Source organism: Clostridium sp. Cult1 (genome assembly GCF_021655095.1).
GTDB lineage: Bacteria > Bacillota > Clostridia > Tissierellales > Tepidimicrobiaceae > Schnuerera.
This window is the reverse complement of the sequence record NZ_PPXW01000001.1, coordinates 147,498-163,344: the sequence shown is the minus strand read 5'-3', so window position 1 is coordinate 163,344 and position 15,847 is coordinate 147,498. Positions and strand designations below refer to the sequence as shown.

General features: G+C 32.9%; 6 protein-coding genes. 1 reads left to right on the top strand and 5 read right to left on the bottom strand.

Going from position 1 to position 15,847, the window contains the following annotated elements; all coding sequences use genetic code 11:
* The coding region (locus C3E89_RS00685) for a transposase (RefSeq protein ID WP_236910587.1) at positions 1-340 on the top strand (340 nt) is incomplete at its 5' end.
* 184 nt (positions 341-524) lie between these two features.
* Here C3E89_RS00685 and C3E89_RS00680 read toward each other — a convergent pair.
* From C3E89_RS00680 to C3E89_RS00660, 5 genes are all read right to left on the bottom strand, one after another.
* Complete coding sequence (locus C3E89_RS00680; RefSeq protein WP_236910586.1) at positions 525-3,752, bottom strand: hypothetical protein; 3,228 nt, start codon at positions 3,750-3,752, stop codon at positions 525-527.
* 283 nt (positions 3,753-4,035) lie between these two features.
* The gene (locus tag C3E89_RS00675; RefSeq protein WP_236910585.1) at positions 4,036-5,148 is read right to left on the bottom strand and encodes a S41 family peptidase; all 1,113 of its coding nucleotides are present in this window, start codon (positions 5,146-5,148) and stop codon (positions 4,036-4,038) included.
* 21 nt (positions 5,149-5,169) lie between these two features.
* Positions 5,170-6,633, bottom strand: a complete 1,464-nt coding sequence (locus C3E89_RS00670; RefSeq protein WP_236910584.1) for an S-layer homology domain-containing protein — start codon at positions 6,631-6,633, stop codon at positions 5,170-5,172.
* A gap of 129 nt (positions 6,634-6,762) precedes the next feature.
* Positions 6,763-9,252 (bottom strand): S-layer homology domain-containing protein, encoded by a 2,490-nt coding sequence (locus C3E89_RS00665; protein WP_236910583.1) that lies wholly within the window; start codon positions 9,250-9,252, stop codon positions 6,763-6,765.
* Positions 9,253-9,315: 63 nt separating this feature from the next.
* Entirely contained in the window at positions 9,316-15,606 is a 6,291-nt protein-coding gene (locus C3E89_RS00660; RefSeq protein ID WP_236910582.1) for an IPT/TIG domain-containing protein, read from the bottom strand.
* Positions 15,607-15,847 lie beyond the last annotated feature (241 nt).

Below are 15,847 nucleotides of genomic sequence, written 5' to 3'. Positions count from 1 at the left end.
TGTTATTCGTATCTTTAATCATGTTAATTATGGTACTCCTACACTACCTAAGGTTCTATGTATTGATGAGTTTAAGGGGAATGCAGAGACTGGAAAGTACCAATGTAGGGAATTAGCTAAGTGGATTCAAAATGCAGAAAGCTCTGGAATACCAGAGTTTGAAAAATGTGCAGCTACATATAGAAGATGGCATAAGGAAATTAAAAATGCCTTTAAATATGGTTATACTAATGGCCCAACCGAAGGTTTCAACAATAAAATCAAAGTATTAAAACGAATATCCTTTGGACTTAAAAACTTTTATAGATTTCGTAATAGAATACTTCACTGTACAAGCTAAACTTCTAAAAGTGAATACCTGTAAGAAGCCTACATTTTAGCTAGGTTTATTTAAGTGTGCCCAAAATACATGTAATTCTATCCATCTCAATCATAACACAAAAATAAGGGTAAAAATAGTAATGGAGCGGGATTTAAGAAAATCCCACCCCAAATATTGACAAAGAGCCTATTTCTTATTAATTTTATTCTGAATCTGCACCTGGAAAGTTTACATGTTCAAATATGAATTCATGTGTAAAGCTATAAATTTTTCCATGTTTATCTTTTACTAAATATGTGTATGTTCCCTCTTCGTGTAGTGGAGTTTCTATATCATCTTTATGAGCAACTCTGAACCATAATACTGTATCAGTATCAGGATCTAGATATTTTTCACTATTAACTGCGTATATTGCTTCAATACTATCTTTATCTAATTTACCTGTTACAGTTACTTTTATAAAGTAGTAATCTCTAATATTTTCATCTTCATGATCTGTGTTTAATACTGCATCATAATCTACATCACCTTCTTCGTTTTCAATTCCTTCTAATAATGCTTTTGTTTCTGCGTATATTCCATAGTTACCAACTTTTTTAATTTCTACTTCTTCAACACCTTCTGTTTTAGCCGTTTCTATAGCTTCATATGCAGCTTCTACTAGATTTTTAGCTTCTGGTATGTCTTTTAATTCTGTAACAGGTTTTACAGCTGCTATTGCCATTCTTGCATTTTTAAATGCTTCTTCCTTTCTTTGCTCATCTTTTTGGTCTTCTGTTAAATCTTCACTTAACTCTCCATCTTTTTCTGTAATTACTTTTTCTACACCTTTTTCTAATTCTACCTTTAATGGTTTATCTGTAGCCTTTTTGGATACATTTACTACAGCTTCATTTTTTGTAGTAACTATTTCCATACCTACTACTTCACCATAAACTCTTACTGGACTAGTTGTTGCTACTACTAATTTTTTAACTGTACCTTTTATTTCTACTGATTGGCTACTAATTGCTTCAATAACTAATTCATCAACAATAACATCTTTGTCTATTTCAAGATGTGCATTTGGAGCATTTACTATTGCTTTTGCTACGTTTCCATTAATTACTATAGTTACTTCAAAGTTTGTTTTTATTTCTAATGTTCCAGCACTAGCACTTGGTGTTACCACATATTTACCATCTTCTAATTTTACACTACCACCTGTAACATCTAATCCTGTTACTAATCCTTTATCGAAATCATATGTTACTGCTTCTGCTAATCTTGCTCCATCTTTATCCTTTAATGTTTCTAATATTTCTAACGTTGTAGTATTGTCTTTGTCAAATTCTGGTATAACTAATGTTATTCTCTTACCATTTCTATCAACAATTACTTTACCATCTAAATCTTTAACATCATATTTCCTTCCATCTATTGTAAATAGATAGTTAGCAAATTCTGTTTCTGCTCTCTCCCTGTCTACTGCTTTGTTTAATTCTATATAAACTTCAGCATCGCCATTGCTTAATATCTTATGAGTTACTTTTAAAACTCTGAATGGGCTTTTTGCAGCCTTAACATCAAAATCAACATAATCTCTATACATTTTGTTCCTTGCTGATGATGCATCTACAAAGTTTACTACTTCTAAAATATAGTCATAGTCTCTATCTCTGTTGTTTACTTTTAGACCTGATAATTCAACAACAACAACATCTCTTCTATCTCCATCATACTTAGCTGATTCAAATGTAAAGTCTTTTTCAGGATCTAATTCATTTCTTCTTACTACTTCTCTTACATATAGAGCGAAGTGATCTTTAGCTACAAATTCTGTAGTTGAATCATCTTTAAAACTACCTGTAACATCTTTATCGAAGTATAATTTTATTGTAGCTGTTCCACTTGGATCAGTTGTAACTTTTGTATCGATTATTTCTGGTTCTGTATAATCTAAGATTACTCTAGCTTCCATAGTAGTTTTTTCCATCTCAACTTTTGAGTGGTTCATTACATCTACTATAGTTACATCTGTCCTTCTTGGTAGTTCATCTTTAAAAGTATAAACTGCTCTGTTTGTATCTACTTTTTTTGCATCTGTTGCATATATATTATGTCTTCCAGATTCATAGGAAATGTTTCCTACAGAAGATCTGCTATAGTATTCTGCTACTGAATCTTTGTAAATATCTTTATCAAATATTACTTCTACTTTGTTCCCCTTTGCTATAACATCTACTACTTCTGGTGCTACTTCGTCTTTAACTATTTCTATATCAAAATCTTTTTCAACCGTTCTATAACCATCAAAGTCTACTAGTTCTTTAACAGTTAATGTTTCAGCATTTTCTGGGAAGCTTACTTTGTAATATGGTGTTAAAATTATATTTCTACCATATTGTTCAACTTCCATAGCTACATTTTTACCATCAATTAAGAAATTTCTTTCTAATGGTCTTTTAACTGGTTCTGATGTTACTACTTTAATTCCGTATTCCCCAAGAACTACTACATCTTCTACTACAGGTATGCTATTGTCACTTGCTGTAAATTCATACTTGCCATTTACATCTTTATCTATACCTCTTATTACTAAATCGTATTTTCTACCTTTTATTAAATGATCTTCTTTAATTAAGTTTCCATCTTCATCATATGTGTTAGCTAATAATAAGATTACTTTGTTTCCTTCTACGGTAGCTTTTTGAACTCTGTAATTAGTTAATCTATAGTTGTTAACATCTTCTAGTTTTTCTTTATCTGCTAATTTAGCATTTGATAGTTCAACAACTATTTCTTTTAAGTTTTCAGTGTAAACTTTTTCCACTTTTAATTCGCCTGGTTCTGGCATTGTAATTCCTAAGAATTCAGCTAATGTTTTGTCGCTGTCTTTCATAGTAACGCCAAGAGCGTTAAATGTCATTTGAGCAACTTCTTTTCTTAGGATTTCTTCTCTTCTTTCAGCTTTTACATCTTCTAATAAGCCTAATTCTTTAGCTGTGTCCCATGCTTTTTCCCATTCATCAGCTTTGTCTTCGTTTACATAGCCTAAAGCTCTTAATAGAACAAGTGCATATTCTACAGCTTCTAAGTTGTCTTCGTATCCAAAACTTCCGTCTGGTTTACCTGTAAAGTAACCATTATCTTCTGCCCAAGCTAGGAATGCATTGTAATATGGATTTCCTGCTAGGTCGTTAAATGTTGGTAGACCTTCTTTTTCAAAAGCTTCTGCCTCATCTTCAGCTTTTAATAGTCTAGCCAATAATACTACTGCGTCTTTTCTTAAAAGTGGCTCATCTAACATTAGATCGCCTTTAGTGTTACCTTTAAGAATGCCTTCTTTTTCTAGGAATGCTGGTACATCAAAGTCATCATCTGCAAATGCAAATGAGAAGCTTCCTAGAATCATTACTACTGCTAATAGTAGTGATAGTTTTCTCTTCATTTTTCAAAGACCTCCTTTAAATTTTTATTAAAATTTTGTCTTTATAAATGCAAATATATGTATTATTTGCAGTCTATAAAGTATTATAGCATTAACAAGTTAGTTGGTCAACAAGTTAAATGCTAATGTAATCTAATTGTAATATTGGTGAGAGGATTTCCTCTCGACCTGTTATCATTATACACTAGAAAAGGGTGATTTACCATTACAATTGTGTTACAAATCTATTTCAATTCACAGTTCCCAGTTTACAATGCACAATTGTTGGAGTCTAGCTTCGTGGTCACTTAGACAGCATTTCTATTGCTTTTTGTAATTGCAAATCCTTGTTTTCGTTTTTGTTCTTTACTATTATATCTGGCTGGATTCCCTTTCCGTTTATATTTATTCTATTGGGTGTTAAGTATTCGGCTATGGTTAGCTTCATTCCGTCTCCATTGAGTAAAGGAATTATCTGTTGGACTGTTCCTTTACCATAGGTGGGGACCCCTAGGATTGTCCCAACTTTTGAGTCCTGTACTGCTCCTGCAAATATTTCTGATGCTGAAGCTGAGTTCTCGTTTACTAGGACTGCTAGGTTGTATTTAGTTTTTTTCAATGTAGAGTAATAGGTTTGTTCCACATCTTCTCTATATTTTACATGAACTACAGGTCCTTCTGGGATGAAAAGGTTTAGTATCTCTACTACTTCTCCCAAAAGTCCACCAGGGTTGTCCCTTAGGTCTATTATTATATTGGAAATATCTTCATTGTCAAGTTTCTTTAAGGCAGATACTAGGTTTTCATAGGTATGAGGATTGAATTGGCTTATCTTTATATAGCCAATTTTATTATCCAATATATTGTATTCTACAGAATTTATCTGGATTTCTGCTCTTTTTATATTCATATAGATATTTTTCTGTTGTCTTCTAACACCTATTTTGACAGTGGTATCTGCTTTGCCTTTAATTAAGCTAATTACCTCTTCTAAGGATTTGTCTTTTACATCTTCACCATCTACAGAAATTAGCTTGTCCCCTGGTTTCATACCTGCTTTGTCAGCTGGGCTTCCCTTTATTGGTTCTGTTATTATTATGGAGCCTTTTTCTTCTTTAATATATACCCCTATTCCAACAAAATCACCTGAAAGTTCTTCTAATAGGGTTTGGAATTCTTCTTCAGTGTAGTACTCACTATTTTTATCTAGATTTTGAAACAAGCCTTTGATGGCACCTTCTAATAGTTGAGCTTCCTCTATTTCATAGGCATAGTTTCTCTGGATTAAATCCATTATTTGAACAAAATAGTCTAGGTCGTAAACCGACTCTCCTATGGATATTATGGGTGTTAATAGTATGGATAGTGCTAGTACAAATGCTACAATCTTTTTTATATTTCTTTTGTTTTTATCCATTTTTAACTTCCCCCTAATTTATTAGTTTAGTACATTTTCCCTATAATCATATTTTAATTGATCCTGTAGATAGTTAATAAAGTTCACTAATAATGTAGCTGTTTCTTCTTTGGTAATAGGTCTATTTGGATAGAAGTATTCTGATTTTGGAACTATATTTAATTCTTTTGCCATATATACATGGTCTTTTGCCCAAGAAGGAATACTAGAATCATCTTTAAATCCAGTGGAATAGTTGCCTATTGGGGCTTGGTTTTGGAAGCCTAAAAGTCTAATCAATATAGTAGTAGCTTCTGCTTTGGTTAATTCTCTATCTGGTTCAAATCGACCTTTTCCTACTCCTACCATAATATTTCTATTAGATACTCCTTCTATATAGGAATAGTTTCTATGGGTTTTAGGTACATCTATATATCTTAATTTTTCTTCTTCTTTGTTTCTCCTACTCCTTCTACTTCTGGTATCTTCTTCTACTGGCAATTCTATATCCATGGTATTAGCTAAAGCTTTGGCAAAGTCTCCTCTACTTACTGCTGTAGAAGGTCCTAAATTTGTTGCTGTTAAGGAAAAACCATCCATACTAGCTACTAATAATATATCCTTTTCAGAAGCTAGTCCCCTTATATCCCTTAATGCTGGTATATTCAATCTGGTTATTATTGGGTTAGTATCTATACTCATGGAGTTTTGTCCCATATTTCTTCCTACTCCATTTGCCCTAGGGAGATTATAAGAGTATTTAAGTACATTATCATGTTTTTCCGTTAGCATGAATCCACCTTTAAAGGATATTTGATTAGGCACATTGTCTACATAATTATAGTCTTTAGTTTTATTATAAGAAGCCTCTACTAGGGCGGTTCCTTCCCAGGTATTGTTATCTTCAAGTTTGTTTTGATATTCTATTATATGCTCTAGGGTCTGGGTTTGGGTAGCAGACCAAGGGCTGTCATAGCCTACCAAACTTCCTATGGTTTGAACTGTTACTGTTTCTGCTCCTCTATCTACATTGTAGGTTTTTCTGGCTGACCAATCTCCTGCATAGTATTCTAATAATCCTGTTTCATGAAGTACTTGGCCTTGGTTCCATTGATAGTCTTCCGTTTTTACTTGATAGGTCTTCCCATCTATTCTAAAGTTCTCCGTATATTTATCTAGAGTTTTTAAAGAGGTAGTTTGTTTTCCATTGGTTTCAAAGGTTTCTGTTAACTTAATGTTTCGCTTTAATGTGGCTCCTAGTTTTAAATTGTTTAGATCATAGGTATAGGTATAGGTTTTTTCTTGGACCCCTCTTCTATTTCGCTCTTTTATACTTATCTTTAAAGTCCCCTCTAATTCTATAGGTTCTCCTGTAATAAATATTACTTCTTTATAATTGTTTTCGTTATTTATTCCTCCTTCGTAGCCTGGTAGTTCTACTGCTAAAGAAGGGGATGCTAATAGTAGGGTCAGGATTAATATTAGTGCTACTACTCGATTTTGCATTGGTTTATACCTCCCGTGTGCTTTACGCAAATTTTGAATTGTGAATTGTGAATAACCTAAAATTTATAATTCACAATTCACAATCTACTAACAGATTCAGTACAGAATGTTGATAAAAGTAGAGTTCCCTTAGGGGGTTTCTATCAACAATATATAAGGTATATCTATTGATGAAGCATTGTGTTTTACTACATAAGCTTGGCTACCTTTTTTAAGTTTATATAATTCATCTAGGCTTAGTGGTTTGTCGTTTATTAGGATTACTGCTTTGTTTAAGTTTAATTCTTCATCCTTGCCATAGTCCCATCGACCAGTTAGGTTGTTATAGTTTCTAGTCTTAATTAGGGTTAAAGTATTTTCGTCAATATTTATTTCTCCAATTTCTCCTAAGGTACTGTGGTCTAAGGTTATGGTTTGATTATATCTAATTAAATCTTGAGGTATTAGATTAATTGCCAATACTTCTTTTCCATAAGGGGTTTCTTTTGCTATTAAATAAGCTGGTTTGTTTTTATAATATTCTTTTTCTATTCTATTCCTTAAATCCCTATCTTTTATATCGATTAAATCTATATGTCTAGAATCTAAGAAGGATTTAGTTGGAATTTGTTTTTCCAGTTGGCTATCATATATTAATGTATCTAAAGTTAAAGTAAATTCTTCAGACCCTGAATTGGATTTAAATCCAGAGGATGTTAGTATTTGCTTGTCCATTCTATAATTATATCTTCCTAGTTCTAATTTGTAATCCAATATATCTTCTATCTTTCCTTTATAGACCAGTAGTTTAGTACCATCTATTCTATCATCTATTATACCTGAGTCCTCTATGGATACGACGCTAGCTCCTCGGCTGCCATACCTATAATCGGAGACAAGGTATATATTTTGATTTAGGTCTAAGTTTAATGGATCTACTAGCCTATTATCCTTAATGACTATAGTTCCTTCATGATAATTAAAGGAATTGGTATCTACTACCATCTGTCCAGTACCATAGTCTATATCCTGAACTCTATCCTTATATTCCATAGACGATCCAGATTTTAATAACATTTTTGATATACTCATATTCCCATAAGCATTTTCATAGGCAATATAGGCTTCCTCTCCCTTTCTCTTATTGAGTCCTTGAAGGGTTGTTTTCCGTCCTCCTTCATAGATACTACCAGTACCTAGTTTAATTCTTTGGTTGGATTTAGAGGATGGTACCCATTTCCCTTGGTATAGTTCATAGGGTTCAGATATTATAACTTCCTTATTCCTTTCATCTACCAATTGAATTTTCCCTTTTAACACTCCTCCAATATGTTTTTCTTCATCTTCTACTTTTATTTCTGCTACTTGAGGTGAATATATATCATCAAAGGTAAGGAGTACCCTATCCCCTTCCTTTACCTGAAATAACTCTATCCTCTGATTGCTTTTATATATAGTAGTATACATTGGATCTATTTGGAATTTTTCTCTGCCTTCATTAGTTGTTATTTCGATTTCATCTTTAGATACAAATAATACTGTACCAACCCTAAATCTAGTTCCAGGAATTATATACCCATCCCTTTCTGGATCTATTTCATTGAAGGTAGTCAATTTGATCACCTGTCCACCTTTAGTGGTTATAGCTACTTCCTGTTCAAAATATAGTTCATCTATATTTATGTAAGGGTCTAGTTTTAATCTATGAAGTTTATCATTAAAATCCCATACTGTAATCTCTCTATCTTCAATATTAATTTCTCTAATGGTACCTTCTATGATAAATTCTTTTTGAGTATTTATTTCTCCATATAATGCTTTTCCATTAGAATCTATATAATAGGTAATAAAATCTCCAAATTTAATTATGTCACTTTTATATAAGGTTTTATTTTTCTGGACTGGAAAAGTATTTTTACCTTTATAACCTAATATATTGCTAGTGCTATCCGTGTTATATATGGTAATATTACCTAATTCAATATTGGATACTTGACCTACCTTTTTAGTTATATTTCTATGATGGATTAAATCATCATTGGCATTGGAAAGAATTTTAGCAAATTCTCCCCTAGTAATATATCCCTTCGGATCTAACACCTTAGCATTTCTACCTTTCATATAGCCTTTTTGTAAGACTAGCTCTACATAAGGTAGTCGGTGGTGGGCTATTTTATTATAATCGTTAAATTTTTTAGCTTCCTTTATATTGTGACCTAAAGGCGGTTCTATGCCTAAAGCTCTACCTAATATATTAGCTGCTTCTTCTCTAGTTACTTTAGTATTTGGGCTAGGGGATAATTGATCTTTATTTTCCCCTTCTATTAGTTCTAAATCATAGGCAATTTGGTATATGCCTTTTAAATGGTTCTTTGGTTCTATAGTTTGGGCTTCTCCTTCTTTCCCTAAGGCTCTAATGGCTATGGTGAGGATTTCTCCATAGTTTAGATGGCGATTAGGATAAAATTTCCCTTTACTGCCTTCCATATAGCCTAGGGCAGATACCTCTATTATTTCCCCTTTAGCCCAATGTTTGTTTATATCGGTATAGTTTACACCTTGGGCTTCAATTATACTAATAGGCATTACAATATTAAATATGAATATAAACGATAGTAAGATTGCAATTTTTCTATTCATAGGCTTTTTCTCCTTTTTATTCAATTCACAATTCATAATTGGGCGACCTTTGGTCGCCCTAATCTATCTATCTGATAACAGTATATATTTTCCTTTACCATTAAAAGAAGTAGTCCTATTATTGGATATTTTAACATATTTTCCAGTGGGTATGTCAAATTTATATAGGGCTACATTTTTGGCATTGTTATAGATTATGGTGTCTAGGTTTAAGGTTAGCTTTCCAGTTCTTAATAGTTTGTCTATATCCATAATATCTTTACCCCTTTGGAATCCAAAATGGAAATCATAGGCTCTGGAAGCAATCTTCTTCCCTCTCGGAATATGGGATTCGCCTTGTCTCTTTATATGAATTTGAAGGTTAGAATCCTTATCCCCTTGGTCCATAACTGAAACCCTATAGGTATATAGATCCTTTGGATTAATGCTCATCTGTAGTTCCCCATATTTAATATTCAATGTGGAATCAGTTCTTGCTAAGGCTAATGGTATATTTATTACAATTTCTGTAGTATTCTTATACTTAGATTGATTAAAATCTAAATTCCCCACCTTGTTTTTAATATCCTCTGTTCCTAAAGTTTTGATTATTTTATTCCCTTTTATTTCTTCCTTACCCTTTTCTATTAACTTCTTCTGTTCTTCTTTAAGCTTTTCTTCCTTCTCCCTTTGTTTATAGTCTTCTTGGGTACTTAAAGTCCTTATCTTAACTTCTGCAAAATCTAAAGCTGCACCGTGTTCATTTAAGGCTCTTACTAGAAATACATATTCTGTATTTGGTTCTAAACCTTTTATTAGATACTCTGCATCGGTGGTAGTACCTATGAAAGTATTAGTACTTTCCGTAGCCTTTCTACCATATATTTCATATTTAGTAGCCCTGTTTAATAAATCAGGATCCGATTCATTCCAAATCAACATTACAGTAGATTCATAGCCTGGTATAGCTTCCAATACCATTGGTTTTAATGGTACAGGTTTTTCATATTTAAAATCATTATAGGGATCGGATACTCCTCCGTCTGGGTTTATAATGATTATGCTGGTATTTTCTAAATCTGTACCTTGATTAAACCTTACCTTTATTTCATTATCGCTTACCACAGTAACACTAGCTGCTTCCATTCCATCTATGACGGCAACTTCTCTATTGTTCCCTTGAGGATCTACTCCTGTAATCCCTTGGCCTTTTACATCCATATCATTTTTCAATTCTCTAATAGGGATTACCTTTCCTCCTACAATCACCTTAGCTCCTGACATAAATTGGCTTCCTGTAATGGTTACCTCTGTTTCTGTGTCGTTGGTAAATAGCTTTTTAGGATTTATATCGTCTATTCTTGGTTTGGATATATAGGTGAAAGTAATATCCCCTTGGGATATGGATCCATCCGGGTTTTCTATCCTCACTTGTACTGGCCCTAACGTATTAGAGCTAGGGGCTATTACCTCTAGGGTTTTGTAGTCAATAAATCCTATATCCTTATCATTTACTTTGGCATCTCCAAAATATACTTTTAACTTCCCTGCTGGGTGTTTCTCCATCTCATTCCTGAAGTCTGCTCCTGTTATTTTAGCTTTAGTACCTCCTGTTGCTGGCCCCTTAACTGGTTCTATAGTATATACTTCAGGATTAGATTCCCCTATAACAAACTCTATATATATTGGGGGCTCATTCATATCAGATGAAGCAGTGCCTCCATCCTTGTTTTCAACTACTACTCTGTGAAGCTTATTGGCTTCTCCTGCCGGAACTGAAGGCATTATAAAGGTTAATTCATTTGGTAATCTATATTCTATATCCTTTTCTGTAATAGTTAACAAATCAGATATTTTAATAATTGCATTTTCTCTAAAATCAGTACCATGAATAGTTACTATATTTCCACCTTTATAGTCCACTTTTAAAACTTTAGCCTTTCCATTAATCTCTTCTCTATCTTCTAGTACTGGCTCTTCTCCACCTTCTTTTGTAATATTGGTAATCTTGGGGTTGCTATCTGGATATTTAAACTCAAATTCTCCTTCCCCTTTACCTTTGTCGGGATTTATTATAAATATAGGTGTTCTACCTATTTTATAATATGCCGGTGTAGTAATGACTACATGAGTGTTGTTTCTAAATTGGGTATTAGTAGCATAATTTCCAGACACAAGAAGTCTGTTTGTATTTACCTCTAACCTTATTAATTGTTCGTAGGGATAATTTTCATCTCCATTTTTTAAGTCCTTAGTATTTATAAATATTTCTTCGCCATCATAATCTTGGTAGGTGTTGGTATATTTTATATCATTTTCTTCTAAAGTAGCAGTTATTGTCTTTCCTAAGGCATCATATGTTATTTCTATCCCACCATCAAGTTTTACTCTTGCTCTATTGGATCGTATAACTCCACTGTTAGAATGTTCTCTTGGCAAATCTTCATTTGAATTATTCCCAAATCTAACTAATGGCATATGCTTAACTTCTTTTATTGAATTATTAGCACTATCCTTTTTGACTAGAGTAATTTTATTATTTTCAAGATTTTCTCCATGAATATCTACTTTTTCTCCGCCTCTAACGTTTCCTACATTGGGTACTACACTGTTTATTCTTGGGTCTGAAGAAAGATAATTAAACCTTACTTTATTGGATATGCCCGAGTCGTTATTTACTACATATAAATCTACAGGCCCTGGATTGTTTGGCGGAACTATCACCTGTAAATACCCAGTTCCAAATTCTACTATTTCCCCTTCCTTTGTGCCAAAATATACCTTTGGCAATATAGGTGATGTTAAGTATTCATATTCTGGATTATATTTTGATTTAGCTTTATCATTAGGAGCCTTATGGGTGTAGCTTCCGTTTCCATCTATATCATCATAAGGCATACCATCCCTATATACTCCATCTCCATCAGTATCTACAAAAGGTTCAAAATCCCTAAAATCTGATCCAAATATTTCTAATATATAGCCTCCTGCTGCCGAACCTTCTTTTGGGTGAGTTTCCGTAATCTTAGGATTACTAGTAGGTACTAAATAGGTATATCCTCTAATGGTTTTCTTTATATTATCTTCCCCACTCTTCCTATCTACTTCTATAGGGTTTTCATAAGATATACTAAAGGTTCCACCATCGGGGTTTACCAATACCAGAGGAACTGTTATTCGATCAGTACCTTTTTCTTTAATATTCTCTACAGTTGGAGGAACTTTTACCTCCATCTTTCTACCGCCTGGTAATATGGTTACATCTTCATCTGGTACTTTTTGTCCTCCTATAAATACTTGGGTCTTTTCTACTCCTGTGTCCATAAAGCCAATCTTGTTATCATCTTCATCCTTTGGATTTGGTTCTGGACCTATTATGTGGATTATATTGCCTCCTTTTTCTGGTCCTCTATCAGGAATTACATCTTCAATAATAGGTCTAGTACTAGATGATGCATAGAAATAAAACCCATCTTTAATAGTCTGTTTCTTTGTATCTGGATTAACTACAGATACATCATATCTGCCTTCCCCTGTCCAAGGAGACATGTTTAAGTTGGGTACTCTGAAGGTTAAAGTATTAGAATCAATAAATTGTACCCTATTTCCTATTATCTTCTTTCCTTGAATTTTAAATGGAGTATAGGCTTTTAGTTCTAGACCATTAAATTTTAAAATTCCATCTTGGGTCATGTATATATCATAGTTATTGGCTTTAAATTTACCATCAACGTACCATATCTTGTATCGTATACCTTCTCCACCTTCTATATAATAGTCGTTTCTTACATCTCTAACTATACTATAGAATTTATTGTTAGTCTCATCATATAATATGGTAGAATCATAACTTTCTCCTAAAGTAACTTTTTTATCTGTAGAGCCATATTTAAATATTTCCCCTACAGCAAATCGCTCTAACTTTATCCTGTTTTGCTCTCCTCTATTGTATTCATTGATATCATGACCGTCCATAAATATTCTGGTACCTATAAGCCTGTATATTAAAAACTCATCTACATTTTCAATATTGTTAATTACTATAGTAGGGTCAGGAGCTAAAAAGTTCTCACCCTTTACCGTCACTAAAGTATTTGTAGTTCCTTCTTTAGGATTTATATAAGTTAACTTTGGTTCTGTATAGGTCTGAGTATAGGTAAATACATGAGTTGCTATTCCCCCCTCTGGATTAATTACCTGAAGTAATGTCTCCCCAGGTCTAGAGCCAGTTGGGGCTTTAAAGGTTATAACCTTCCCATCTCCCGAAATATTTACACCTGAAACTAACCTATTTTCTATATATACCTTGGCCCCTGGTCTAAAGTTTGAACCTGTAACCGTTATATCTTCACCACCGTCTATAGACACTAAGCTAGGTCTAACATTGTCTATAACTGGGAAGTTGTTCTTGTTTATTAGTTCGAATCTGACTTTGTCTTCAAATATCCAGTCTGTAATAGCAAAATCTTTGCTTTGCCTATTAGGATTATTTATATGGACATTTTTGCTATCCTTGTTTTCAACTGTAAAACCTTCTTTACCAGCTTTTAATTCAATTAATATCCTGTTACCTATTTCGTTACCTAAGGTTCCATCTACAACAATGCCATTATTTAATACTTCATATTTTAGTGGTTTATGTTCTCCCTCGGTTTTATTCTCATTTGGATTTATAACTACTCCACCTATGGTAACCTTTGGAAAATTCACCCTTTCTACTCCATTTTCGTCAACATAGCGAGTGACTAAGAAGTTTTCTCCCTCTATGGATAACAAGAGCCTTTCCATACTACTATCTAAGTAAAATGAACCATCTATTTCTTCAATAGGTACTACGCTTGGTACTACCTCCCTTACATTAGGTACCTCTGTTGGTGGATAATAAGTAAATCCGTTTCTAACTGTAATCTCTTGCTCCATTTGGGCACTAAATTCACTTCCCGTAATAGTAGTAGTAACCCTTATGATTACATCTTCTATCTGGGATTCTGTTAAGTTAAAACTATCTGTTTTAACTTTGAAAGTATTTGGGTCTCTATTGTCGTTTAAATTGCAATTAAAATCTTCTATATCTAGCACTCTTCCTATATCCACTTCAATTTTTCTTTCTACATTTACATCATGTTCTACAGTTTTTCCTGTTTCATCTGGTAACTTTAGCTTACCAGAGCCATAATCTATACTTATTTCCTTATCCTTCCTTGTTATATCTTTTGGTTTTAAATCTCCATTAGGACTAAATCCCGAAATATTGTGTTTTGTAAAGAAATTTCCTTTTATCTCAACTATTGTCGGCGTCATTGAAGGAGCTTTGTCTGGTTGAACACTATCTATAGTAGGCTTTTGAGATATAGTAACCACTTGATATTGTTGGGGTAAAATATAAGTACTATCTATTCCATATTTTTGAGATTCTTTATTAGCAAATACTACATAATAAGGACCAGGTCTTAAATTCGGTACTTCTACAGTTATTACAGTTTCTTTAGCATTATCATGGGGTAAACTTATACTCTGGTTTTTTGCCATATTTTCTTCGGTAAATTCTGGATTATCTATATCCTTAATAAAATAAATATCATATCCTTCTTGGCTAGGGAAGGTACTTCTTCTAAATGTAACTTTAGAACCAGGTTCTCCCATTGTAGGAAACATAGTTACACCTTCTATGCCAAGTTCACCAGTTATATGGATAGCATTTTTATATACTGAAGTGGTTTCCAAGTCATAATTTTCTAATGTATCTATGCTCCTTACCACTATATCCCTGATTCCACCAGGAAATTGGCCTGCCTTCGGGGTTAATTTAACTTGATTTTTCCCAGAAATATACTCTACATTGGCTTCTACTCCACCCACTGTTATAATGTATTTATCATCTTTCAATTGCCCTATATTGTCTTTTCCGTTTAGGATTATGGGTTCGTTAATCTTTACTATGGGTTTATCTACATTTGTTATCTCTGGGATTCCCTTCTCGTTTATATTTGAGTACCTAGTTTCTTCGTTTTTGTAAACTGGTGGGTCCCCTTCTAAAACCCTTCCTGCAATTAATGCATTCATTATTATTAATTGAGGGTCTAATTCAGCTTCTATTATGGACTGCCCTACTAAATTGATGTTTCTAGGAGTATGCCATTTATTGTCATGTGTTTGGACTTCTAATTTTTTATTTTCATAGTCTTTTATAGATTCATCGTCTATAGTAATCCTTTTTTCAGTTCTTCTAAAGTTTGTAAATACATTAGTTATAGCAACCTTTGCTCTTGATTGAGCATAACTAATTGGTATGTTAAACGCTAATCCATTAAATAATAAACAGAATAATATCATATATGAAGTTATTTTTTTCAGCTTGACACCTCTATAATTCACATATTCCACCCCTTGTCTCATTTATTAAGTCTAATTATATTTATCGGCAAAAAAAGTATTTCTCTTGAACTTATTATACATAATAATCTAATTTTTTTCACTGATATGCCGATAAATATAATAGATTATATGGTTGATGTTGAAAAGTCCAGCTAAGAATTGTCAATAGTAAAATTTAAAATCACTAATAAATATTTCAATCAATTCTAGCTAAAAAAGGGTAAACTTAATAGGCCTTCTA